At 67.8% G+C, this 25,864-nt stretch carries 13 protein-coding genes; 6 read left to right on the top strand and 7 right to left on the bottom strand.

Annotation, left to right across the window (positions count from 1 at the left end; all coding sequences use genetic code 11):
• Positions 1-131: 131 nt before the first annotated feature.
• From dprE1 to ON23_RS00525, 6 genes are all read left to right on the top strand, one after another.
• Positions 132-1,622: a decaprenylphosphoryl-beta-D-ribose oxidase gene (gene dprE1, locus ON23_RS00550; protein WP_167331833.1), complete on the top strand. Its 1,491-nt coding sequence runs from the start codon at positions 132-134 to the stop codon at positions 1,620-1,622.
• A complete protein-coding gene (dprE2, locus tag ON23_RS00545) occupies positions 1,619-2,380 on the top strand; it encodes a decaprenylphospho-beta-D-erythro-pentofuranosid-2-ulose 2-reductase (RefSeq protein ID WP_039775195.1) in 762 nt (253 codons plus the stop codon). The genes dprE1 and dprE2 overlap by 4 nt, the downstream gene beginning before the upstream one ends.
• Positions 2,381-2,555: 175 nt before the next feature.
• Complete coding sequence (locus ON23_RS00540) at positions 2,556-4,520, top strand: galactan 5-O-arabinofuranosyltransferase (protein ID WP_051041750.1); 1,965 nt, start codon at positions 2,556-2,558, stop codon at positions 4,518-4,520.
• A gap of 170 nt (positions 4,521-4,690) precedes the next feature.
• The gene (locus tag ON23_RS00535; RefSeq protein ID WP_086006812.1) at positions 4,691-6,541 is read left to right on the top strand and encodes a DUF6541 family protein; all 1,851 of its coding nucleotides are present in this window, start codon (positions 4,691-4,693) and stop codon (positions 6,539-6,541) included.
• An 82-nt stretch (positions 6,542-6,623) separates the two neighbouring features.
• Positions 6,624-9,875 (top strand): arabinosyltransferase domain-containing protein, encoded by a 3,252-nt coding sequence (locus ON23_RS00530; RefSeq protein WP_039775194.1) that lies wholly within the window; start codon positions 6,624-6,626, stop codon positions 9,873-9,875.
• 55 nt (positions 9,876-9,930) lie between these two features.
• Positions 9,931-13,302 (top strand): arabinosyltransferase domain-containing protein, encoded by a 3,372-nt coding sequence (locus ON23_RS00525; protein WP_039775191.1) that lies wholly within the window; start codon positions 9,931-9,933, stop codon positions 13,300-13,302.
• A gap of 86 nt (positions 13,303-13,388) precedes the next feature.
• On the opposite strand, the gene ON23_RS00520 is transcribed toward ON23_RS00525, so the two are convergent.
• The 7 genes from ON23_RS00520 to ON23_RS00490 form a co-directional block, all read right to left on the bottom strand.
• Positions 13,389-13,589, bottom strand: coding sequence for a DUF5988 family protein (locus tag ON23_RS00520; RefSeq protein ID WP_036497026.1), 201 nt, complete (start codon positions 13,587-13,589; stop codon positions 13,389-13,391).
• A gap of 202 nt (positions 13,590-13,791) precedes the next feature.
• Entirely contained in the window at positions 13,792-15,336 is a 1,545-nt protein-coding gene (locus tag ON23_RS00515) for an acyl-CoA carboxylase subunit beta (protein ID WP_039775188.1), read from the bottom strand.
• Positions 15,333-20,726, bottom strand: a complete 5,394-nt coding sequence (gene pks13 / locus ON23_RS00510) for a polyketide synthase Pks13 (protein ID WP_083903588.1) — start codon at positions 20,724-20,726, stop codon at positions 15,333-15,335. Before pks13 ends, ON23_RS00515 begins: the two co-directional genes overlap by 4 nt.
• 244 nt (positions 20,727-20,970) lie before the next feature.
• Entirely contained in the window at positions 20,971-22,893 is a 1,923-nt protein-coding gene (gene fadD32 / locus ON23_RS00505) for a long-chain-fatty-acid--AMP ligase FadD32 (protein WP_039775186.1), read from the bottom strand.
• A gap of 242 nt (positions 22,894-23,135) precedes the next feature.
• Positions 23,136-24,170: an LLM class F420-dependent oxidoreductase gene (locus ON23_RS00500; RefSeq protein WP_036497022.1), complete on the bottom strand. Its 1,035-nt coding sequence runs from the start codon at positions 24,168-24,170 to the stop codon at positions 23,136-23,138.
• 138 nt (positions 24,171-24,308) lie between these two features.
• Positions 24,309-25,301, bottom strand: coding sequence for a cutinase family protein (locus tag ON23_RS00495; RefSeq protein WP_051041747.1), 993 nt, complete (start codon positions 25,299-25,301; stop codon positions 24,309-24,311).
• Positions 25,298-25,846 carry a DUF732 domain-containing protein gene (locus ON23_RS00490; protein ID WP_051041746.1) on the bottom strand — a complete coding sequence of 183 codons (549 nt, stop codon included), beginning with the start codon at positions 25,844-25,846 and terminating at the stop codon, positions 25,298-25,300. The genes ON23_RS00495 and ON23_RS00490 overlap by 4 nt, the downstream gene beginning before the upstream one ends.
• Positions 25,847-25,864 lie beyond the last annotated feature (18 nt).

Here is a 25,864-nt window from a genome sequence, read left to right as displayed (position 1 = left end):
ACAGCCGCACCCCCACGCCGCCGCGACAGTGGCGCTCCCGCCCCGGTCGCCGCTGTGAAATCCGCCTCGAGCGGGCCGCGGACCCGCGACACCCGACCCCTTCCCCGGTCATACCTGTAGCCTCTATGCCGATGTCCACGAAAGCTCAGACCTCCACCGCCGCGGGTCCTGCGAACTCCGCGGGCGACGGCGAGGCGTCACAGGCAAGCAGCAACGGCTCCGCCGACAGCTTTTCGCTGCCGACGCGCACCCGTCGACTGACCGGTTGGGGTCGTACCGCGCCCTCCACCTCCGAAGTGCTCTCGACCGGCGATCCGGAACTGATCGCCAAGGCTGTGGCCATGGTCGCGGAGGACAACGAGTCCAAGCCGGCGTACCTGCGGCGCGGTGTGATCGCGCGCGGGCTCGGCCGGTCCTACGGTGACCATGCGCAGAACGGTGGCGGCCTCGTCATCGACATGTCCGCGCTGAACAACATCCACCGGATCGACCGCGACACCCACCTCGTCGACGTGGATGCCGGCGTCAGCCTCGATCAGCTGATGAAGGCCGCGCTCCCCTTCGGCCTGTGGGTTCCGGTCCTGCCGGGCACCCGTCAGGTGACCGTCGGTGGCGCCATCGCCTCCGATATCCACGGCAAGAACCATCACAGCGCGGGCAGCTTCGGCAATCACGTGCGTTCGATCGATCTGCTGACCGCCGACGGCAAGATTCAGCACATCGGTCCCAAGAAGAACGCCAAGCTGTTCTGGGCGACCGTCGGCGGCAACGGCCTGACCGGCATCATCCTGCGTGCCACGATCGAGATGACGCCGACCGAGACGGCCTACTTCATCGCCGACGGCATCAAGACCGCCACGCTGGACGAGACCATCGCCGTACACAAGGACGGCTCCGAGGAGAACTACACGTACTCCTCGACCTGGTTCGACGTGATCAGCGCACCGCCGAAACTGGGGCGCGCCAACGTATCTCGCGGTCGTCTGGCCAAGCTGGACGAACTGCCGAAGAAACTGCGCGGCAACCCGCTGAAGTTCGACGCGCCGAATCTGCTGACGGTGCCGAACGTCTTCCCGAGTTTCGCGGCGAACAAGCTCACCCTCGGTATGGTCGGCGAGGCGTACTACGCGCTCGGCGGCAACTACACCGGCAAGATCATGAACTTGACGCAGTTCTATCACATGCTGGACGTCGTCTCGGAGTGGAATCGGGCCTACGGATCGGCCGGTTTCATCCAGTACCAGTTCGTGTTGCCGCCCGAGGCGCTGGACGAATTCACCAAGATCATCGTCGACATCCAGCGTTCCGGTCACTACTCGGCGCTCAATGTGCTGAAGTTCTTCGGCCCGGGCAACCAGGCGCCGCTGAGTTTCCCCATGGAGGGCTGGAACATCTGCGTCGACTTCCCCGTGCGGCCCGGCCTCAACGAGCTGGTCACCGAATTGGACCGGCGCGTACTGGAATTCGGCGGTCGTCTCTACACCGCGAAGGACTCCCGGACCACCGCGGAGACCTTCCACAAGATGTATCCCAAGATCGACGAGTGGATCAAAGTCCGCCGAAGTGTCGATCCCACAGGCGTTTTCATGTCCGATATGGCGAGAAGGCTGGAGCTGCAGTGATCAACGCGGTAGGTAACCCGCAGAACATTCTGCTTTTGGGCGGTACCTCGGAGATCGGCCTCGCGATCGTCGAGGAGTACCTGAAGAAGGGCCCGGCACGGGTGGTGCTCGCGGCGCTGCCGAACGATCCGTTGCGGGCGCGGTCGGTGGCTCAGCTGGAGGCCGCGGGCGCGTCGAAGGTCGAGATCGTCGACTTCGACGCGCTGGACACCGGCAGCCACCCCAAGGTGATCGAACAGGCCTGGGCCGACGGCGATATCGATGTCGCGGTCGTCGCCTTCGCGCTCGACGGTGATGCCGAGGAGCTGTGGCAGAACCAGCTCAAGGCCGTGCGCGTAGCCGAGGTCAACTACACCGCGGGCGTGTCGGTCGGCGTGCTGGTCGGCGAGAAGATGAAGGCCCAGGGTTTCGGGCGGATCATCGTGATGTCCTCGGTGGCCGGTGAGCGCGTCAAGCGCGCCAACTTCGTCTACGGCTCCACCAAGGCCGGTCTGGACGGTTTCTACCTCGGACTGGGTGAAGCGCTGCGCCCGCACGGCCCGCGCGTCACCGTCGTGCGGCCGGGCCAGGTGCGCACGCAGTTCTCCGCGCACGTCGCCGAGGCGCCGCTCACGGTCAACAAGGAAGACGTTGCGGCGCTTGCGGTTTCGGCGTCCGAGAAGGGTAAGGAACTGGTCTGGGCGCCCGGCACGTTCCGCTGGGTCATGATGATCCTGCGCCACGTTCCGCGCCCGATCTTCCGCAAACTTCCCATCTAGTTCGGCTCGGTCTCGAGCCGCGAAGGAGAGTCGCCGCTACCGAGCGCCGGCTCTCCTTCGTCGTTTTCCGAGGACGGCCGCCGGCGCGGCGCGAGCGTCGCACCGACGCGAACCGGTTCCACCCGGCTTGTAGGCTCGCGGGCAGATCGGCGGCGAGAGAGGATCCGGAGGCACTGTGCGCGTACTAGTCCGGCAGATCGGGGGCGGGCTCGGGGAGGCTGCCGTCGGGGCGGTGGTCGCCGCGCTGGTGGCGGCGATCGGGCTGACGGCGATGTCGGCGGTGCAGTGGCCGGCGTTCAACTCCTCCAATGTGACTCGGGCGCTGACCACCGTCGGCCAGGCGGGGGCGGCGGTGCTGCTGGTGCTCGCCATCGTGCTGATCCGGTTGCGCCGGTGGCCGTGGGTGGCGAAAGTGCTGTCCTGGGCGGGTATTTCCGCCTTCGTCACGGTGACGCTGGGAATGCCGCTCGCGGCGACCAAGCTGTATCTGTTCGGCATTTCGGTGGATCAGGAATTCCGCACCGAATACCTGACGCGACTCACCGATACCGTCGCGCTGCACGATATGACCTACGCCGACATTCCGGCGTACTACCCGGCCGGGTGGTTCTGGATCGGCGGACGCGTCGCGAATCTGCTCGGCCTGGCCGGGTGGGAGACGTTCAAACCGTATGCGATCGTGTCGCTGGCGGTGGCGTCGGTGCTGGCACTCGTGTTGTGGTCCAAGCTGATTCGGTGGGATTGGGCGGTCGCTGTCGCGGCGACGACCACCGCGGTGATGGTGGCGTTCGCCTCCCCCGAGGCCTACAGCGCCGTGCTGGTGATCCTGTTCGCACCGGCGATGGTGCTCGCCTGGGGTGCGCTGTACCGGCCCGCCGAGTTCGGGGCGGGAGCGAGTCCGGCCGGCGAACCGCGCACCGCGGGCGGCTGGGGCGCGGCGATCGGAGCCGGCGCGTTCCTCGGACTCTCGGCGATGTTCTACACACTGTTCTTCGTGGTCGCCGTCTTCACCGTGGCCCTGATGGGCCTGGTCGCGTGGGCGACCCTGTGGTGGCAGCAGCGCGAGATCGCGGTGCATCAGCCGCGTGCTCCGCGGCTCGGTGTCTTCCGCCTGCTGTGGCCGATTCTGCTGCGCTTGATCGTCATGGGGGCGATCGCCGCGATCCTGGCCCTGATCGTCTGGGGTCCGTACCTGGCGAAGGTGCTGACCGGGCATCTGCCGGAATCCAATACCGCCCTGCACTACCTGCCGGAGTCCGGTTCGCGGCTGGCCTTCCCGATGTTCGACTTCTCCGAACCGCTGCTCGGCGCGCTCTGCCTGCTCGGCACCATCTGGCTGGTGGTGCGGGCGGCGAGTTCGCGCCGAGCCCAGGCGCTGGCCATCTCGGTGGTCGCGATCTATCTGTGGTCGCTGGCCTCCATGCTGGTCACGGCGGCCGGTACGACGGGGCTGGCCTTCCGGTTGGAACCCATCCTGCAGGTGCTGCTCGCCGCGGCGGGCGCGTTCGGATTCGTCGAAGGGGCACGGGCGATCTACCAGGCCGTCGACGAACCGCGGCGGTTCCGGGCGGCGACCGGGGTGGTCGCGGTCCTGGGGGCGCTGGCCTTCACCCAGAGCATCCCCGGCATCCTGAACGCCGAGATCACCACCGCATACACCGACACCGACGGCCACGGGGCGCGTGCGGACAAGCGCAGTCCCTCGGCGGTGTCGTATTACGGGCGCATCGATCAGACCCTCACCGAGCAGACCGGGCGACCGCGCGACGAGACGGTGGTCCTCACCGCCGACACCAGCTTCCTGTCCTACTACCCGTACTTCGGTTTCCAGGCACTGACGTCCCACTACGCCAATCCGCTCGCCGATTTCCCGGCCCGGGCCGCCGAGATCAAGCGGTGGAGCGAACTGAAATCACCGGCCGAGTTGATCGACGCGCTGAACCACTCCCCCTGGCGCGCGCCGGACGCCTTCCTGTTCCGCCGCAGCGGCGAGAACTACACCCTGCGCCTGGCCGAGGACGTCTATCCGAACGATCCGAACGTGCGCCGCTACACGGTCGAGTTCCCGGGGACCCTCTTCGCCGATCCACACTTCCGGATCACCGATATCGGGCCGTTCACGCTGGTCGTACGCCGCTGACTCCCCCTGTGCATAACGCTGTGGAATTTCTCCATTCCTGTGGATAACCAACGCTCATCCGGCGCTGCCTCGCTCCGGATGGGTACGGTGGGTGGCTGATTGTCGGCCGAAGGAGTGTTTTACCAGTGGTGCAGGGCGGGCCAGCGGTTCCGGACGAGCAGCGTCCGGGGGTGAGCGCGGCCGTCCTGTCCGAGGGGCACCAGCTGCGCCCCCTGGATCCGGCACTCGGGGACAGACCCTCCCGGGGCGCGCGCCTGCGCGACCGTCTGCTCGCCTCCCGCGCGGATCTGGTGGTCGCGGCCGTGTACCTGACCGCCGCCGTCTACGTCCTGTCCGGGCAGTGGCGCGACACCGCGCACGGATATCTGGTCGCGAGCGGCCAGGATCAGTCGATGTGGGAGTGGTTCTTCGCCGAAACCGCGCATGCGGTGATCCATCTGCACAATCCGCTGGGCACGAATCTGCAGAACTATCCCGACGGCGTGAACATGATGGCCAATACCGCCATGTTCGGCGTCGGTATCCCGTTGACTCCGGTGACGCTGCTGTTCGGCCCGACCGTCACCTTCGCCCTGGTCCTGACCCTGGGCCTGGCCGGAACCGGTTTCGCCTGGTACTGGCTGTTCTCCCGGGAGTTGGTGTCGTCCCGTTTCGCCGCCGCGCTGGGCGGCGCGTTCTGCGGCTTCGCACCCGCGATGGTCTCGCACGCCAACGCCCATCCCAATTTCGTCGGTCTGGCGATTCTGCCGGTGCTCGCGGTCCTGGTGATCCGGATGGCGCGCCGGGCCGTGCGCGGCGAACCGGTGACGCGGGCGCGGCGGGTGCGGGAGGCCGGGGTGCTCGCGGTCCTGGTCGCGCTCCAGATCGCGCTCGGCGAGGAACCGCTGCTGATCTTCGCCCTCGGCTTCGGCCTGTTCGCCCTCGTCTACTACCTGCACCGGCCTCGGACCGGGCTGCGGGTGGCGCGTGCCGTGACGCCGACCCTGGCGCTGGCCGCGGTGATCACGGTGGCCGCCGCGGCTGTTCCGCTGTGGTGGCAATTCTTCGGACCGCAGAGTTACCGGTCCATCGATCACGGGCCGATGGGCAACGATCTCACGGCGCTGGTCGAATTTCCCTCTCGATCGCTCGGCGGCGTCTTCGCCCCGGCTGAGACCCCCGCGATCAATCCGACCGAGGAGAACGCCTTCTTCGGCTGGCCGCTGCTGGTGTTGACCGCGGTGACCGCGGTCTGGCTGTGGCGCTCGCGCAACCGCGAATATCGGGTGATTCGCGCGGCCACGACCGTGATCGCGGTCTACAGCATCCTGTCGCTGGGAGTTTCGCTGCGGATCGGCAGGTCCGATACCGGGATCACGCTGCCGTGGCACTGGCTCGACCAGGTGCCGCTGCTGAACACCGTGCTGGAGACGCGTTTCACCATGGCCGCGATTCCGGCGCTCGCGGCGATCCTGGCGCTGGGTACGCAGCGCATCCTCTACTACGCGCGCAGCGGCACGAACGATCTGCGGCCGGTGATCTGGTTCACCGCCGTGGCGCTGGCGCTGATCCCGCTGGTACCGACCGTACTGCCGGTGACCCATCGCGATCCGACGCCGCGATTCTTCACCGACGGCACCGTCGACCGCTATGTCGGCGACGGGTCGGTCGTGATCGCGCCGCCCCCGACCCGGCTCGACGCCCAGCCACTGAACTGGCAGGTCGATTCCCATTTCGGCTTCCCGCTCGCGGGCGGCTACTTCGTCGGGCCGACGGCCGGCAAGAAGGGCCGCTACGGACCCGACGACCGGCCGACCGCGACGCTGTTGATGCGGGCACAGAAAACGGATCGGATCCAGCCGGTCGATGTCCGGGCACGGACTCGGGCGCTGGCCGACCTCGCCTACTGGCACGCCGATGTGGTGGTGCTGCCGCCGACCGAACACGGCGGGGCGATCCGCGCGACCCTCGACCAGTTGCTCGGCATCCCGGGGCAGGTGGTAGACGATGTCGTCGTCTGGGATGTGCGCGGCCTGCGCTGATTCCACGGCGACCTACCCGGGGCCTCCGCGGTTGCGCGCTGCCACCTCCGGGCCCGTCGCTGCGGTCGCTTAGCATCGCTGGGTGCGCGCAGACTCTCCAGCGTTTCCCCGCATCCGCGTGATCGCCCTCCTGTCGGGACTGATCGCCGTCGCCCTCGCGGTGCTCACACCGCTGCTGCCGGTGCGGGAGGACCGAGCGAGCCTGGATTGGCCGCAGCCGCAATCGGTCCCGGTGAACGCGCCGCTGGTGTCGTATGTGCCGCTCACCGTCGACGCGTCGCTGCCGTGCAGCGCGCTGCGCGAACTCCCCAGCGGCACGGTCTTGTCCACCGTGCCCGCCGACGCGCCCAATGCCTCCGCGAAGGGCCTGATCGCAAAGGTCGCCGACGAGCCGGGTGGGCGCACGCTCTCGGTCCGGCTGCGCGATATTCCGCTGCTGTCGGCGCCGCTGGCCGAGGTGGGTGGCTGCGCACGCTTCGCCGTCACCTCCACCGCACAGGCCACGACGGCCGAATTCACCGGTGTCACCCGCCAGGACGGCACACCGTTCACCAATACCGTGGGCGGCGATGTGCGGCCCCAGATCGTCGGCGTCTTCACCGATCTGACGCGCGAGCAGCTCGGCGACGCCCATCTGCACGCCGCCATCGACTCACGCTTCTCGTCGACGCCGAGCCCGCTGAAACTGGCCGCGATCATCGGAGCGGTCGTCTTCACCCTCATCGCGCTGATCTGCCTGCATCTGATCGATACCGCCGACGGCCGACGGCCGCGACGCTTCCTGCCGGCGCACTGGTGGCGGGTCACCGTCGCGGACGTGGTGGTGCTGGGCACGCTGGTGGTCTGGCATGTGATCGGCGCCAACACCTCCGACGACGGCTACATCCTCACTATGGCCCGGGCGTCGAAACATTCGGGCTATATGGCCAACTACTACCGCTGGTTCGGAGTGGCCGAGGCGCCCTTCGGCTGGCCGTACGAGGTGCTGGCCTGGATGACCCGGGTCAGCGACGCCGGCTGGTGGATGCGGTTGCCGGCGCTGCTGGCCGGTGTGCTGTGCTGGCTGGTGATCAGCCGGGAAGTGCTGCCGCGCTTGGGTTCTCGCGTCCGTCGCGACACCGTCGCGCTGTGGACGGCGGGGCTGGTGTTCCTGGTCGCCTGGCTGCCCTACGACAACGGCCTGCGCCCGGAACCGCTGATCGCCCTGGGTGCGCTGCTGACCTGGTGCTCGATCGAACGCTCGATCGCGACCCGGCGACTGCTGCCCGCCGCGGTCGCGGTATTGATCGCCGCGTTCTCCCTCGCCGCCGGGCCGACCGGCCTGATCTGCGTCGCCGCTCTGGTCGCCGGCTCGCGACCGGTCCTGCAGCACATCATTTCCCGCGCCCGCGGCGGCGGTTCGCCCGGCGCGTCGATACTGCGGTACGGCGCTCTGCTCGCGCCGGGCGCGGCCGCCGGAGCGCTGGTCCTGGTGGTGGTCTTCGCCGATCAGACGCTGGCATCGGTGATGGAGGCGACCCGGGTCCGCAAGATCATCGGCCCGAATGTGGCCTGGTTCGACGAACGAACCCGCTGGGATTCGCTGCTGATGCTGGCGCCGGACGGCTCACTGGCCCGCCGGTTCGGCATACTCGGCATGCTGCTGTGCCTGCTGGTGTGCGTTCTGGTCATGTTGCGCAAGAACGGCCGGATTCCGGGCACCTCGAAGGGCCCCTCGGCCCGCATCCTCGGCATCGTGTTCATGTCGCTGTTGCTGATGATGTTCACTCCGACCAAGTGGACCCACCACTTCGGCGTCTATGCCGGATTGGCCGGTTCGCTCGCGGCGCTGACCGCGGTCGCGGTGGGTATCAACGGAATTCGGGCCCGCTACAACCGCTCGCTGTTCGCGGCCGCGGTGTTCTTCCTGCTGGCGATCACGTTCACCGGATCCAACGGCTGGTGGTACGTCTCCAGTTACGGTGTGCCGTGGTACGACAAGGCGCCGCTGATCGCGGGTAAGGGACTCTCGACGCTGTTCCTCGGACTCGCGGTGCTGAGCCTGCTGCTGGCGGCCTATCAGTACTACAGAGAGCCGTATCGGAAAGCGAACGGCCGCAGGCGGTTCGACACGTGGGCCGTCCAACCGCTGACGATCGCGGCCGCGGTCATGGTGCTGTTCGAGGTCGCCTCCCTCGGCAAGGGTGCCGTCACGCAGTATCCGGCCTATTCCGTCGCGAAGTCGAATATCCGTGCGCTGGGCGGACATCCGTGTTCCCTGGCCGACGCGGTCCTCACCGAAACCGACACCGCCGATTCCCTGCTGCAGCCCTACTCCGGTTCCGTGGCCGACGCGCTCGGCGCCGACAGTACGGGCTTCGACCCGAATGGGGTGGCCAAGGATCTGACCGCCGACGCCGAGGAGACGACCACCGGCGGCGCCAACTCGGTCAACACCGATTCCGCGAACAAGACCACGCACACCACCACCGCGGGCACCGGCGGCGGTACCACCCAGCAGGTGGGCGTCAACGGCAGCACCGTGGCCCTGCCGTTCGGGCTGGACCCGGCCCGCACCCCGGTGCTGGGCAGTTACACCACCGGCACCAAACAGCAGGCGCATCTGACCTCGGGCTGGTACCGGATGGATCTGTCCGGCGCCCGCCAGGACCCGGACCGAAAGGTGCTGGTGGTCACCGCGGCCGGGCGGATCAAATCGGTGAATGCCGACGGCGTGGTCACCTACGGCCAGGATCTGCGCGTCGAATTCGGCGACCGCGCCGCCGACGGCACCGTGCGACCGCTGGGCTCGTTCGTACCGCTGGACATCGGCGGCGCGCCGTCGTGGCGGAATATGCGCGTGCCGCTGGACCGCGTACCGGACGGCACCAACGCGGTGCGGATCGTGGCGGTCGCCAACGACCTGACGCCGCGGCAGTGGCTGGCGGTCACGCCGCCCCGGCTGCCGAAGCTCGCCACCCTCGATTCGGTGGTCGGACACACCGATCCGGTCCTCGAGGATTGGCACGTCGGCCTGGCCTTCCCCTGCCAGCGCCCGTTCGACCACAAGGACGGCGTGGCCGAGGTGCCGAAGTGGCGCATCCTGCCGGACCGGGTCGGTTCCGACGCCTCCAACGCCTGGCAGGACGATATCGGCGGCGGTCCACTGGGCTGGACAGGTTTGTTGCTGTCGGCGCAGACCATCCCCGCCTATCTGAACGACGACTGGGGCCGGGACTGGGGTTCGCTGGAACGATTCACCCCCTACGTGCCGCAGGCGCGCCAGGCCGACGTCGGTGTGACGGTGCAGACGCGCTGGGGCTGGGTCAAGGATGTGCCCATCAAGGCGAAGTGACATAGCGGGGCGTGAACAGCGTCACTCTCAGTGTGGGCAGATAACATCACCATCCGTGCCCGACGCCGCAACAGCTGTCTTGACCAAACCGACGGTCGCCGAACAACCGGTGACGTCGCGCGATTTCCGCACCGCCCGGTTGATCGCCGTGATCGCCGGCCTGCTCGGCGCGATCTTCGCGCTCGCCACCCCGTTTCTGCCGGTCCAGCAGACCACCGCCGAGGTGAACTGGCCGCAGGGCGGGACCATCGGCAATGTCGAGGCGCCGCTGATGTCGCAGGTCCCGGTGGATCTGCGGGCCTCCATCCCGTGTTCGACGGTGGCGCAACTGCCCCAGGGCGGCATGCTGCTCAACACCGCGCCGCCGCAGGGCGACCGGGCCGCGCTCGAGGGCATGTTCGTGCGTGTCACCAGCGATTCGGTCGACGTGGTGGACCGCAACGCGATCGTCGCCTCGGCGAAGCGCACCGAACTCGACGGCTGCACCGCGATCAGCATCACCTCCGATATCGACCGCACCTACGCCCACTTCGAGGGCCTGACCAAACAGGTCGAGCGGCCCGCCGCCGACGGTGGCACCGAAACGGTGACCGTGCCGGTGGACGGCGCCCTGCAGGGTGATCTGCGTCCGCAGGTGGTCGGCGTGTTCTCGGATCTGAAGGGTGCGGCGCCGGCCGGGCTGTCGTTCCATATGACCGTCGACTCCCGCTTCTCGTCGTCGCCGACCGTGATCAAACTGGTCGCGATGCTCGCCGCGGTGCTGTGCACACTCATCGCGCTGGCCGCGCTCGGCCGCCTCGATACCAGCGACGGCCGCGGTCACCGCCGCTTCTTCCCCGCGCACTGGCTGAAGCCGACCTGGGCCGACGGCGCGGTGCTGAGCATCCTGCTGGTGTGGCACTTCATCGGCGCCAACACCTCCGACGACGGCTACATCCTGACGATGGTGCGCGTGGCGCCGCACGCGGGTTATCTGGCCAACTACTTCCGCTGGTACGGCGTGCCGGAGGCGCCGTTCGGCTGGTATTACGACGTCATCCAGGTCTTCGCGCAGATCTCCACGGCCAGCCCGTGGGTGCGCATCCCCGCGCTGCTGTGCGGAATTCTGTGCTGGATGGTGATCAGCCGCGAGGTGGTGCCGCGGCTGGGCCGCAGCGTGCGGACCTCGAAGGTCGCGCTGTGGACCGGCGGGCTGGTATTCCTCGCCTTCTGGCTGCCCTACGACAACGGCCTGCGCTCGGAGCCGATCGTCGCGCTGGGCGCGCTGCTGACCTGGGTGTCCATCGAACGCGCGATCGCGACCGGACGCCTGTTGCCCGCCGCCGGCGCGGTATTGGTCGCGGCGTTCACGCTCGCCGCGGCGCCGACCGGCCTGATGTGTGTGGCCGCACTGCTCGCCGGTATCCGCCCGCTGGTGCGCATCGTGGTGCGCCGCAAGCGCGATCTGCAGGCGCGTGCCGGAAGCGGCTGGCGCGCTTCGGGGTTCGTCTCCTCACTACCGTTGCTGGCGCCGATCGCGGCGGCCGGTTTCCTGGTACTCACCGTCGTCTACAGCGACCAGACCTTCGCCGGTATCCAGGAGGCCAACCGGGTGCGGCGCCTCACCGGCCCGAACCTGGCCTGGTACGAGGACTACCTGCGCTACTACTACCTGTTCGTCCAGACCGTCGACGGTTCGGTCTCGCGCCGGTTCGCGTTCATCGTGATGATCCTGTGCCTGATCACGACCGCTCTGGTGTTGTTGCGGCGCAAGCAGATTCCGGGCATCTCGAGCGGTCCGACCTGGCGGTTGATCGGGGTGGTCTGCGGAACCATTTTCTTCATGATGTTCAACCCGACCAAGTGGACCCACCACTTCGGTGCCTATGCGGGCATCGCGGGTGCGCTCGCGGCGGTGACCGCGGTGGCGGTGTCGGCGACGGCGCTGCGGTCGCGCAAGAATCGCTCGATCTTCCTGGCCGCCTTGCTGTTCGCGCTGGCGCTGTCGTTCTCCGGCACCAACGGCTACTGGTACGTCTCGAGTTACGGCGTGCCGTGGTTCGACAAGACGGTGTCGCTGCACGGACTCCAGTCCAACACGATCATGCTGGTGCTGTTCGGGCTCGCGCTCGCGGTGGTGGCCTGGCAGGCGCTGCGCGAGGGTTACGCCAAACCGCCGGAGAGTTCGAAATCCACGCGCGGCAAGCGTATTCGCCGCTTCGCGGCCATTCCGCTGACGCTGGTCGCCGCGGCGATGGTGTTGTTCGAGGTGCTCTCGCTGGCCAAGGGCGCGGTGACCCAGTACCCGGCCTATTCGCTGGCCCGCGGCAACGTCGACGCGGTCGACGGCAACCGCTGCGGAATCGCCGACGACGTTCTGGTCGAGTCGAATTCGAACCAGGGCCGGTTGAATCCGATCATCGATCCCGCGCATCCGCCCAAGGACAACGATCCGCTGGCCGGTGCCGACCCGACCGGCTTCGATCCCAACGGTGTGCCGACCGATCTGAAAGCCGATGCGGTGGAGGTGAAGCCGGGCACCGGTAACACCTCCAACCAGTCGGTGGGCGCGAACTTCGCCGAGGGCCAGAACGCGGGCACCGGCGGCGGCACCACCAAGGAAGCCGGTGTCAACGGCTCGACCGTCGCACTGCCCTTCGGCCTCGACCCGAAGACGACACCGGTGATGGGCAGCTATCAGCAGGGCCTGCAGCAGCCCGCGCATCTGACCTCGAGCTGGTACGAACTGCCCGCTCGGTCGGCGGATTCGCCGCTGGTGGTCATCTCGGCGGCCGGCCGCATCCTGTCCTTCGATCAGACGGGTGCGTTGCAGTACGGCCAGGACCTGAAGCTGGAGTACGGCAAGCGCCAGCCCGACGGTTCGGTGAAGTTCGAGGGCAGCTACGTCCCGCGCGATATCGGCCCGGCGCCGTCGTGGCGCAACCTGCGCGTTCCGCTGTCGGAGATCGCCGCGGACGCCGATGCGGTGCGGATCTCGGCCAATCGCAATGTGCTGATCGGTGACCAGTGGCTGGCCTTCACACCGCCGCGGGTGCCGAAGATGGTCACGCTGAACACCTTCCTCGGCTCCGAACAGCCGGTGCTCGAGGACTGGGCGGTGGGCCTGCAGTTCCCGTGCCAGAACCCCTTCCCGCACCGCTACGGTGTGGCGACCATGCCGAACTATCGCATCCTGCCCGACCGCCCGCTCGCGGTGAGCTCGACCGATACCTGGCAGGCCGAGGAATTCGGCGGCCCGCTCGGCTTCACCCAGATGCTGGCGGGTTCCACCACGATCCCGACCTACCTGAAGGACAACTGGGCTCGGGACTGGGGCACTCTGGAGCGCTACAACCGGTACTACACCGACGCCACCCCGGCGAAGATCGACACCGGTACCGCGACGCGCTCCGGATTCTGGAGTCCGGGACAGCTGCGCGTGTTCTGACCGGTAGTCCCGGCGAACGACGGCGGGCGGCGCACATATCGTGCGCCGCCCGCCGTCGTCATCTGCGGAGATGTGGGTTGGCTGCCCTACACGTCGACGTGTTCGATCCATTCGTAGACGGGAAGATTGCCTTCCGGGGTGTCCTGGCGGCGTGGTGTGGATTTGAAACGTTCGTAGCCACCGGCGTTCTGCACGCGTAATTCGATGCCGGGTGGGGTGATGGGAACGATGCGGTGCGGCAGGTCGGCCGGCCCGCCTTCGAGTACAGCCTTCGGTGAGCTACCCATAGCTGAAGGCTCTCATATGGCGGCCCGCCGACCGGGCGATTCCACGAAAGACACGCGCTACCCGGCGTTCAACCAGGCGTAACCGCAGCAACGCGCAGGCACGACGCCGCGGTCCGGCAGTCGCGGTGCGACGCTGTACCGACACGAACGCCGGCCTCGATCGACAATGATGCGGAGGCCGGCGTCGGTGGCGATGGCGCGGTTACAGCGGCAGCAAGTGGTGCTTGCGCGGGTTGCGCTGCAGGCGCTTGTCGCGCAGCAGCGTGAGCGCCTTGCGGATCTCCAAGCGGGTCGCCGAGGGTTCGATGACCGCATCGATATAGCCGCGTTCGGCCGCGGGCCACGGGGTGGCGGCGGTCGCGTTGTAGAAGTCGATCATCTGTTTGCGGATGGCCTCGCGCTGATCCTCCGGCGCCGCCTCGAGCTGACGACGGCCGACCAGGCCGACCGCCTGCTCCGCACCCATCACGGCGATCCGGGCCGTCGGCCAGGCGAAGTACACATCCGCGCCGAGGGCCTTGGACCCCATGACCGCCCAGCCGCCGCCGTAGGCCTTGCGCACCACGACGGTGACCTTCGGCACCGACGCCTCCACGAAGGAGAACAGGAAGCGACCGCCGCGTTTGATGACGCCGGCCCGCTCCTGCTCCAGACCGGGCATGAAGCCGGGCGTATCCACGACCAGCACCAGGGGAATCTCGAACGCGTCGCACATCCGGACGAAGTGCGAGGCCTTGTCGGACGCCTTGGCGTCGAGCGCACCCGCCAGATACATCGGCTGGTTGGCGACCACGCCGACCGACCGGCCGTCCACCCGGGCGAATCCGGTGATGATGTTGCGGGCCATATCCGACCCGACCTCGTGGAATCCGCCGTCGTCGAAGATCCGCAGCAACACCTCGTGCATGTCGTAGCTGGCGTTGTCGGAGTCCGGAACGAAGGTGTTCAGTTCCAGATCGGTCTCGGTGATCTCGGGCTCGAGGCCCGGATTGACGATCGGCGGTTCCTCCTGGCAGCTGGAGGGCAGGAAGCTCAGATATTCACGCGCCCACTCGAACGCCGCCTTCTCGTCCTTGGCGACGTGGTGGATATTGCCCCAGTCGGCCTGCCGGTAGGCGCCGCCCAGTTCGTCGGCGGTCACGTCCTCACCGGTGGCCTCGCGCGTGATCTGCGGGCCGGTGACGAACATGTGCGCGGATTCGGTCGCGATGACGACATCGGTGCAGATCGGCTGATACACCGCACCCGCGGCACAGTTGCCGAGGATCAGCGACACCATCGGCACCGCACCCGAGAGTGCTTCCATGGCGATCGCCATCTCGCCGTACCAGCGCAGCGAGGTCACGGCCTCCTGCACACGCGCGCCACCGGAGTCGTTGATGCCGACCAGCGGGCAGCCCATCTTGGCGGCGAAGCGCATGAGCGAGGCGACCTTCTGGCCGAACATCTCGCCGACCGTGCCGCCGTACACGGTCTGGTCATGGGAGAACACCGCCACCGGGCGGCCCTCCACCAACCCGTGGCCGGTGACCACACCGTCGCTGTAGAGGGAGTTCTTGTCCGCCGGATTGCGTACCAGCGCACCGATTTCCACGAAGGTTCCCGGGTCCAGCAGCATGTTGATCCGCTCGCGCGGCGAGGGAATACCCTTCTTGGCCCGCTTGGCCACCCCCGCTTCGCCGGCCGGCTCCTGCGCGAGTTCCAGCTTCTTCCGCAGGTCGGCAAGCCTCTCGGCGGTCGTACTCACTGCTCTCCCTTCCCGGGTGCATCGTCGGAGATCGCGGCCAGTTTCCGGGTGAGGTCGGCACCGATCTGCGCGACGCGCGGTTCATCGATGATCTGGAGGTGGTCACCCGGGATGTGGATGACTTCCAGGTTGGGGATGTAACCATCCCATCCGCCGTTCGGTTGCCGATCGGCGAAACGAGGCTCGAGTTCGATGATGCCGTCGTGATAGCGGTCGGCGAGATAGAGCGTCACATCGCCCTCGTAGTGCGACGGCTGCGCCTTCTGCAGATCGCGGCCATCGAGCCATGAGGTGCGCTGATGCTCCAGCACACCGCCGGGGATCTTGACGTCCGCGAACTTGAGCAGGCTCATGATGATCTCGTACTGCTCTTCGTCGGAGGCGTCCGCGAGTTCCTGCAACATCTCGTCGTCGAGCTGACCCTCGATGCCGTAGGTCTTCTGCGCGAACGCCTGGAACCGCTCGATCCGGGCGCGACGGCCCTCCGGCGAGGAATCCTCGTCCTCCACCGGGATCGCCAGGTCGATCAGACCGACGAGCCGGACGTCGTCGCCCTCGGCACGCATGATCTGGGCGACCTGCAGCGCGAACACCGCACCCAGCGACCACCCGTAGAGGACGTACGGACCGGAGGGGAAGATCTTGCGGATTTCGGCGGCGTATTCGCGGGCCCGCTCGGGAATCGAACCCTCGATCCGCTCGAAGCCGTACATCGGAGTGCCCTCCGGCAGCCGCTTGAGCAACGGCTCGTACACCAGCGTATTACCGCCCGAGGGGTGGAAGACGAAGATCGGGATCGCGGTCGAGCCCTCGGGCCGCGGCCGCAGCGGGCGGATGAAGCCCTCGACCTCCGTGGCCGAATCCTGGTGTCGCCGAACGATATCCGACAGCTGTTCGATCGTCTCGCAGTCGAGCACATCGTCGACGTCGACGGTGCTGCCGACCCGGTCCGACAGCCGCGCGGCCAATTTCTCCGCGGTGTCCTCGTCGAGGATCGGCAGCGTGTTGAAGATGCCACCGGCCGACTTACCGGTCACCATCGCCCACGCGGCGAAGGTCAACCGCTCGGCCGCATCACGCGGAGGCACATCCGATTCCGGCTCCTTGGTGCCCGCGCCTTGGCCGCCACCGAACACGGCCGCCGCCTGCGCGGTAGCAGCCCCGTCCTTCGCGTCGGCACCCCCACCTGCCGGCTCGGCGACCTCGCTCGCCGAATCTGCCGTGGCGCTTGCCTTCTGATCCGCATCGGCCACGTCCGCCACCGCACCGGCGGTTCCGGCGGGGGCGGCAGCCACCTGCTGCTGCACAACCGCGGCCGGATCTTCACCGGCCTCCATCGCGGCCCGCGCGGCCGCGACGAAGTTGTCGTCCACGGTGAGCGAACCACCCTCGGCGGCTTGCTTTTCCGCCATCGCGGCAACCTCGTCGCGGTGCTCGATGGCGTAGCGCAGCACCTTGCCCACCTCGTTGAGGCTGGCATCGCGGACCGCGGAGACCTGCAGCGACGGGATGTCGAATTCGTATTCGACGCGGTTCTTGATCCGCATCGCCATCAGTGAGTCGAGACCCAGCTCCATCAGCGGGATCTCCATCGGCAGGTCCTCCACGGCATAACCCATGGATTCCGCGGCGATGGTCGCCAGTCGCTCCTCGACGGTCTGCGTACCGTTCGGATCCCAGCGGTCGCCGAAACTCTCCGCGACGACGAGATCGGCTGTGCCGCTGCCGGTTTCGGCGGGGGCGGGAGCGGGCTGGACGGCGGGTGCCGGGGTTCCGTTGGTGGACGGCGCGCTCGCGGTCACCACCGCATCGAACAGCAGCCGGAACGCAGTGCCCTCGCGGACGTGAACCTGGACCGATGCTCCGCCCGGATGCGGGGTCAGTGTCGTGGTGAGGGTGCCGGATGCCGGCAGCGGGGAATGCGCGACGGTCGCCCCCAGCGCCACCTCCGACAACACCTGCGCCGCAGCGGCGTTCACCAGGCCGGCCAGATCGGTGACGGCCGCGGCCGACACCTCCCAGGCGTGGCGGCCGTCGGGCAACGCCACGTGCGCACCGGGCGCGCGGCCACTGCCCGAACCCGTCGCGATGCTGACCTTGGGCCAGTATTCCTTGCGCAGGAAGGCGGTTCGCGGCACGTCGGCGTAGTCACCGGCGGGCAGCAGCGAGACCAGGTCGACCGGATGACCCTGCACATACAGCTGGGCCAGCGCGGAGATGACGCCCGCGGCCTCGTCCTCCTTGCGCTTGAGCGTGGGGATCAGAGCCGCGTTGTGCACACCGGCGGCGAAGGTCGTGCCCATCACCTGCATGAGCGCAACGGAATTCGGCGCCAGTTCCAGGTAGGTGGTGATGCCGGCGTCGACCGCGCGGCGGATCGCGTTGGTGAAATACACCGAGCCGCGCATATTGGTCACCCAGTAGTCGACATCGTGCACCGGGTCCGACCCGGCCTTGTACACGGTCGCCTTGTGCACGGTCGAGTAGAGATCCGTGGTCACCTTGGTCGGCTCGATGCCGGCCAGCTCCGCGGCGAGCTCGCCCAGCAGTGGATCCATCTGCGAGGTGTGCCCGGCGCCGCGGGTCTGCAGCACTCGCGCGAATTTGCCCTCGGCTTCGGCGCGCGCCACGATCGCGTGCACCTGATCGGGCGGGCCGCCGATCACGGTGTTGGTCGGCGCGGCGTATACCGCGACCTCGAGATCCGGGTACTCCGGCAGCACCTTCTCGATATCTTCGGCGCTGTATTCGACCAGGGCCATATTGCGCACCTGGTCGTCGGTGATCATCTGCTCGCCCTCGCCCATCAGCCGCGACCGCGCGCAGATCACGCGCACCGCGTCCTCGAGCGGCAGACCACCGGAGATGTACGCACCGGCTGCCTCACCCTGCGAATGCCCCACCACGCCATGCGGTTCGGCTCCGTGCGCACGCAGCAGCGCGGCCAGACCGAGCTGGATGGTGAACACGCCGACCTGCGAGGTGCCCACATCCCAGTCCTGGGCGTCGTCGAGGATCATCTCCTTGACCGAATATCCGGCCTCGTCGACAACCAGCTCGTCGACCTCGTCCACGGTCCGGGCGAAGATCGAATTCTCCAGGTAGAGCTGCTTACCCATCTTCCGGTGGTGCGAGCCGAATCCGGCCAGCACCCACATCGGGCCCTGGGCGGCCGGGGAATCGGCGGTGAATACGCCCGCGCCCGGCTTACCGGCGGCGATGGCCCGCAATCCGGCCACGGCCTCCTCATGGGTCTTGGCCAGCACCACGCCGCGCGAACGCCCGTGGTTGCGCTTGGCCAGCGACCGCGCCACATCTTCGAGCGGAGTCGCCTGTCCCGCTTCGGATTCCAGCCAGTCGGCCAGATCGCTCGCGGCCCGGCGACGGCGCGAGGGCAGATAGGCCGACACCGGCAGGATCACCGGCAGCGGCTCGGTGCGTTCCTGCGTCCACTCGGCCACCTCGGCGACGGGCTCCGGGGCGGCCAGCGGATCGCTGCCCTCGACGATGGCCTCGGCGCCGGCGAGCACATCGGTCGCCTCGTTGTCGAGTTCGGCGTCGAGCGTCTCGGCGTCGGCCGAAGCGCCCTGCGCGGCAGCATCTTTCGCCTCGGCGGCAGCGGCCGGGACGTACTCCTGGATGACCACGTGCGCGTTGGTCCCACCGAATCCGAATCCGGAGACGCCGATGGTGGCGGTACCGCTGTAGCGCGGGAATTCGGTGGGCTCGTCGACGACCTTCAGGTGCGCCTGATCGAACGGGATGAAGGGGCTCGGACCCGCGTAGCCGATATTCGGCGGAATGACGTTGTGCTGCAACGCCAGAATCACCTTGGCCAGGGCGGCGGCTCCGGCGCCGGATTCGAGATGTCCGAAGTTGGTCTTCGCCGAACCCAGCAGCACCGGCTTGTCGTCTTCGCGCCCACGGCCGATCACCCGGCCGAGCGCGTCGGCCTCGATCGGATCACCGATCGGGGTACCGGTGCCGTGCGCCTCGATGTAGTCGACCGTCGAGGGCGCGATACCCGCATCCCGGTAGGCGCGGCGCAGCACATCGACCTGGGCGTCCGGATTCGGGGCGACGATACCGTTGGACCGACCGTCGGAGTTGACGGCAGTCCCCTTCACCACCGCGAGAATGCGGTCCCCATCGCGTTCGGCGTCGGCCAGGCGCTTGAGCACCACCATGCCGGCGCCTTCACTGCGGACCATGCCGTCGGCGTCGGATGAGAACGCTTTGATGTGGCCGTCTTTCGCGACCGCGCCGATGGAATCGAATCCGAGCGTGATCGCGGGGGCCAGCAGCATGTTGACACCACCGGCCAGCGCCACGTCGGCGTCGCCGTTGCGCAGGGCGCGCACCGCGTCGTGCACCGCCACCAGGGTGGACGAGCACGCGGTGTCCACGGCTACCGAAGGACCGCGGAAGTCGTAGAAGTACGACACCCGGTTGGCGACGATCGCGGTGGAGCCGCCGGTGAGGGCATAGGCGTCGGCCGAGGCCGGCGCGTCGGTGTCCGACTTGCCCAGTCCCAGTGCGGCGATCAACGAGAAATCGTTGGTCGAGGTACCGATGAACACGCCGACCGATTCGCCCTTGAGGGTATTCGCCGGAATTCGCGCGTGCTCCAACGCTTCCCAGGTCAGCTCCATCATGAGCCGCTGCTGCGGGTCGACACGCTCGACCTCGACGGGCGACATCGCGAAGAATTCCGCGTCGAAGCCCTTGATCACGTCCTGGTCGAGGTAGCCGCCGAGCGTATTGCCGTTCTCGACGGCCGCCGCGATATCCGGATCGGCCAGGAATTCCGACCACCGCCCCTCGGGCAGGTCCCGGATGCCGTCACCCCGGTTGATCAGGAAGTCCCAGGTCGACTCCGGCGTATCGCCGGCCCCGGGCAGGCGGGTGGAGAGACCGACGATGGCGATATCGTGCGCCGCCCCCGGCTGATATCCGGCGGTGTAGAAGGCGTCGTCCGCGGCCTCTTCCGGCGTCTCCGGCTCACCGTTGATGATCCGCTCGGCGAGCGCCGCGATCGTCGGATGCTGATACACGATCGTCGCGTTCAGCAGTACGCCGGTGAGCTCTTCGATATCACCGCCCAGGGCGATGGCGTCACGGGAGGCCAGGCCGAATTCCTCCATCGGCCGGTCCACCGTGATCTGCTCCACCGGCTGGCCGGTGGCGTCGGCGACCCAGCGCTGCAGCCACTCGCGCAGTTCGGCCACCGACATATCGGTGGTGCCGCCGGATTTCGCCACACCGCCCGGCTCGGTCACACTCTGTCCGGTCGCAGTGGTCTGCTCCACCTCGGCGTTCGCGTCGCCGGTGGTCTCGGCGGCGGTGACGCCACTGGTTTCCGTCGTCTGGGTGCCCTCGTTGTCAGCCATCAATTCCTCAAGCTACCTGTGTGCGAATGTTGCGCGGGCGGGGATTGACAGCCGATTCGCCGTCATGTGGATAAGTGGCGGGTTGTGGACAACTCGCCACGCAGCGCGCGTCACCCGGTGAATTCCGCACCGCCGCCGGATGCCGGGCGGCCCGTCGAACGGGCACGTCACAGCGACCAACGAACCGGCCGGGGCGACGAGAAACCCCGATCTCGGCACGGTGGGAAATCACCGGGAGCACGACTTACTCTTCGTCCGGTGCGTCGGGGAAGGCCTGCTGCTGATAGCCACCGCGCAGCGTGCCCTCCAGATAGGCGGCCCGGCACGCCCGGCGCGCCAGTTTGCCGCTCGAGGTACGCGGAATCGAACCCGCGGGCACCAGCAGCACATCGCGCACGGTCACGCCATGCCGCTGCGACAGCGCACCGCGCACCGCGTCGGCGATCGGCTGCGGGTCGGCCTTGTGTGCGCCCGGCCCCCGCTCGGCCACGATCACCAGCTGCTCGGAGGCGTCGTCGGCGTCGTACTTCAGACCGGCGTGGCTGTCGGCGGCGAAGACCTCGGCCGGCAGCTGATTCGCCGGCACCGAGAACGCCGCGATGAAGCCCGGGCGCAGCATCTTGCTGGCCTCCTGCGCGGAGAACTCCAGGTCCTGCGGGTAGTGGTTGCGGCCGTCGACGATCACCAGGTCCTTGACGCGGCCGGTGATGTACAGCTCGCCGTCGACGTAGACGCCGTAGTCGCCGGTGCGCAGCCAGATCGCGTCGTCGGGGGTGCCCGCGGCGTGCGAGCCCTCGGCCTGGCGATTGGTCAGCAGGTTCTTGAAGGTCTTGCGAGTTTCCTCTTCGCGACCCCAGTACCCGATGCCGATGTTGTTGCCGTGCAACCAGATTTCGCCGACGCGGCCCTCGGGCAGCTCCTGCGCGCCCGCGGGGTCGTCGATCGATTCCGGGTCGACGATCGCGGCCCACTGCGACAGCGCGATGTAGCCACAGCTCACCTGCGCGATGGCGTTCGGCGCGCCCTGGTCGACCTTCACCACGCGTCCGGCGTTGAGCTCGTTGCGGTCGACGTAGATGACCTTGGCCTCGTCCTCGGCCCGCGTCGCAGAGACGAACAGCGTCGCCTCGGCCATGCCGTAGCAGGGCTTGATCGCGGTCTTCGGCAGCCCGTAAGGGGCGAACGCCTCGTTGAACTTCTTCATCGACGAGGTGGTCACCGGCTCACTGCCGTTGATCAGGCCGATCACGTTCGACAGATCCAGCGTTTCGCCGTTCTTCGGCAGACCGCGCGCCGCGGCGTGCTCGAAGGCGAAGTTCGGCGCGGCGGCGAAGGTGCCGGCGCCGTCGGATACCGCGGCGAGCTCGGAGATCCAGCGGCCCGGGCGCCGGACGAAGGCGCTCGGCGACATGATGGTGATGTACTTGCCGCCGATGGCCGGCAGGATCACGCACAGCAGGCCCATGTCGTGGTACAGCGGCAGCCAGGTGACACCGCGCGAATTCCAGTCCAGGTTGATGGCGTTGACCATCTGCAGCAGGTTGGTGCCGACCGCCCGGTGGGTGATCTCCACACCGGCCGGGGTCCGGGTCGAACCCGAGGTGTACTGCAGGTAGGCGATGTCGTCGACGGCCAGATCCGGCCGCACCCAGGACTCGCCGAGGGTGTCGGGCACAGCGTCGACGGCGATGATGCGCGGACGCTGCGCGGCCGGCAGCGGCCGGAAGAACTGGCGCACGCCGGCGGCCGAGGAGCTGGCGGTCAGAATCGCCGACGGCTTGCAGTCGCCCAGTACGGCGTGCAGCCGGTCGGTGTGGCCCGGCTCGTCCGGATCGAACAGCGGCACGGCGATGGTGCCGGCGTAGATGGCGGCGAAGAAGGAGATCACATAGTCCAGGCCCTGCGGCGCCAGAATCGCCACCCGGTCGCCCGGTTTGGTCACCTGTTGCAGGCGAGCGGCCACCGCGCGCAGCCGGACGCCGAATTCCTTCCAGGTCAGGTCCTGGTACTCCCCGTCGCGCTCGCGGGAGTAGTCGATATAGCGATACGCAAGATCGTTCGCATCGTTGCGGGTGTGCTTCTCGACGTAATCGACCAGGGTGCGGCCCTCGGGAATTCTGATGTTCCCGGTTTCGTCCAGGTAATCGTCGAAAGTCTCGTCCGTCATTCCTTCTCCTCCGAGGCACACGCAGCACGGCGACATGGCCGCTGTTACCTGTGAGGCCCCGACTCTCTTTCACCCGCGGGCGCTCTGTGGTGCGAGAGCTTGCCTGCAGCTTTTTCCGGTGGTCTGCGCGGTGACCACCTATCGGCTAGATGTACTCGAGCCAGGGACATGTTACAGAGCAGGCCCCGAAGCGGTCTCCGGAGCGAGCCGAACGATTCCCCGGCTTGCACGGTGGCGACTCGCTACGGCTCCTCTCGCAGCAAGGGGATCACCGGTGCGAAAGCATCCATCTGGGTCGGAAACACTCCGACATAGGACATCGATGTCAATCGCCGCACGTTACGGATCTGCTCGGCGATCTCCTCGAATGTGCCGATGGCCACATAGGGCGAATTCAGGATGTCTTCCACCGACAGCTGGACGTCGACCTCGAGATCCGGGTGCAAGCCCTTGTCGAGGGCGGCCAACGCCATCTCCGCGGTGCGCTCGCGATCGTCGGTGATCACGACGGCGGTGACGGTCCAGTTGAGTTCGATCTCGGGGAACCGGTCCCCGGCGGCCTCCTTGATGAGATTCACCTTCTCGATGGTCTTCTCGAGGGTGATTCCCGACAACAGGCCTTTACCGGTCTTGGTCGTGCGCGGCACCACCGAGATGATGTCGGCGTGCTTGGCGGCCAGCCGCAACATCTTGGGGCCGCCACCACCGGTCACCAGCGGCGGACGGGGACCCTGCCGCGGCCGCGGCGTTCCCTTGATGCCACGGACCTGATAGTGCTTGCCCTCGAAATGGCATTCCTGCCCGCGCAGGAGCACATCGAGAATGGTCAGCGCCTCGTCCAGCTTCTCCAATCGCACGCCCGGCGATTCGTAGGGCAGACCGGCGGCGTCGAATTCGCTCTTGATCCAGCCCGCGCCGACGCCGAGTTCGAGCCGTCCGCGCGAGAGCACATCGATCGTCGCGGCGTCCTTGGCCAGCACCACCGGATGCCGGAAACCGTTGGCCAGCACCGAGGTTCCGATCCGGATGCGGTCGGTGGCCACGGCGAGCGCGCCGAGTGCGGCGATCGGGCCGACCTGGGGGCCGAGGTGGTCCGGAATCGCGAAGGAGTCGTATCCGTATTCCTCGGCCTGCTGGGCGAGCTTGACGAATTTCCGCGCACCGCCCTCCTGCTGATTTCCCTCACCTGCAGCAGCGAATCGGAACGCGCGCGCCGGAACACCCAGCGCTGTCATCTCGACACCGCTGGTCGCGCCGGCGGCGGCGGCTTCTGTCATGAACTCTCTGCTCCTGGCTGTGCGGATGTGCGCTGTGGCGCGATCATCGCTGCACTTTACAGCCTTCACCAAAATCTGAGTGACCCTCGGGTTTACTTTTTTTCCGGGACCTCCGGCGACCGCGGTCACCGCTGGTTGTCAGCTGTGCGGCGGGTGGGGGGCGTCCTTGATCAGACCCTCGGCCCAGGCGGCCGCCCACTGGGTGGCGGTGGTGCCCTGATCGTCCACCTGGAAAGTGTTGTAGAGGCTGTGCACCGGATTGCCGACGGCATGCACCAGGGTCATCAGGCTGGGCACGATATTCAGCGGATTCAGCGCCTGCGGCGGGGCATCGCAGATCAGGTCCCCGGGAGCGCAGATGGTGTTGGTGCGCCCGGCCAGCGCACCGAATCCGCCGCGCGGCCCGGTCATCGTGATGCCCGGAACGGACAGGCCCTTCAGCGCGACCTCCGCGCCCACGCCGGGCGGGGAGACCCCGATCTCACCGGCCTGCCCGGGTCCGTTCACGCGACGGCCGTCGGCGATCAGCGTGACGCCGAGAACCCGGTCGGCGGCGACCGGCCCCTGCCCGGCGCCGATCTGAGCCGCGATATCACCGGCGATCACGGCGCCCTGGGAGAATCCGGCGATCACATAGTTGGTGAGCGGGCAGTTCTTCGACATATCGGTCAGTTCCGCCAGCGCCCGCTGGGTGCCCTCGGACCGGCTGTTGTTGTAGGACGACTGACCGTCCGGCGGAATCGCGATCGGATTCGAGAATTGCGCGACGTAGGGAACGGTGTAGACGTCGAGCCGGGACTCCGGGAACTGCTGCCGCACGGGGTTGGTCACATGCAGCATCAACGACGCCGGATTGGCCGTCGGATCGTGCGGATCGTCGTTGCTGTTCGACTCCCAGGTGCCGGGAATCGCCAGTAACTGCACATCCGGGCAGGACGCCGGCTGACTGGTGGGTTTACCCGGCTTCGACGGTCCCGGCTTCGGGACGTGCAACCGGCCCGCGAGCACGAACCACAGAACCAGCGCCAGGATCGCCACCAGGACCGCGATCAGCACGAACAGCAGACAACCCGGACGCCGGTTGCGGCCGCGACCGCCCCCGGCATATCCGGAACGACGTCGCGCGTTCACTTGTTGCAGTAGGACTGGGTCGCGACGTCGATGTAGATCTGGCCCGCCTGCTCAACCGACATCTTCTGCGGATCGAAGGACGGGTCGGTGCCCGCCATCGCGTTCACGAACGTCTTGACCTCTTGATCGGAGGCGCCGCTGGCCTTGCTCTGGCAGACGTAGTTGGCCGCGGTGATCGCGATGTCCGGGCTGGACGGATTCACCCCGCGCTTCTTCAACTCGTCCAGGTAGGCCTGATCCTTCGCCGACAGCGGGGCGCTCTCGGCCGAAGTCGGCTGCGCCGGCTCCGGACGTTCGTTCGCGGTGCTGGTGGCCGGGGCCTGCTCCGGGCTGGGCTCGGGCGCCGCCGGCGCGCTGTTCGGCGCACTCTGTGCCGCCGGGACCGTGGCGGTCGTGTGGGACGGCTTCAACGTGGGCGTGCTCGACGCCGTGGAATCGTTACCGCCGCAGGCGGCCAGTAATCCGGTGGCCGCCAGCGCGACCACGATGCCGGCGACCTTGCCACCAGCGATGTACCGTTCTCCGACCGGACGGGTCCGAAGCATGAATCGTGTCCTCGATCT

It is taken from the genome of Nocardia cerradoensis NBRC 101014 (genome assembly GCF_000308535.1).
Lineage (GTDB): Bacteria > Actinomycetota > Actinomycetes > Mycobacteriales > Mycobacteriaceae > Nocardia > Nocardia cerradoensis.
The sequence above is the reverse complement of the archived record's forward strand: the minus strand, read 5'-3'. Positions and strand labels throughout refer to the sequence as shown.

Bases quoted from the DNA above. Each gene is read 5' to 3' on its own strand.
- dprE1 (WP_167331833.1), top strand. From the start codon at position 132: ATGTCCACGAAAGCTCAGACCTCCACCGCCGCGGGTCCTGCGAACTCC.
- ON23_RS00520 (WP_036497026.1), bottom strand. From the start codon at position 13,589: ATGGGTAGCTCACCGAAGGCTGTACTCGAAGGCGGGCCGGCCGACCTG.
- pks13 (WP_083903588.1), bottom strand. From the start codon at position 20,726: ATGGCTGACAACGAGGGCACCCAGACGACGGAAACCAGTGGCGTCACC.
- fadD32 (WP_039775186.1), bottom strand. From the start codon at position 22,893: ATGACGGACGAGACTTTCGACGATTACCTGGACGAAACCGGGAACATC.
- ON23_RS00500 (WP_036497022.1), bottom strand. From the start codon at position 24,170: ATGACAGAAGCCGCCGCCGCCGGCGCGACCAGCGGTGTCGAGATGACA.
- ON23_RS00490 (WP_051041746.1), bottom strand. From the start codon at position 25,846: ATGCTTCGGACCCGTCCGGTCGGAGAACGGTACATCGCTGGTGGCAAG.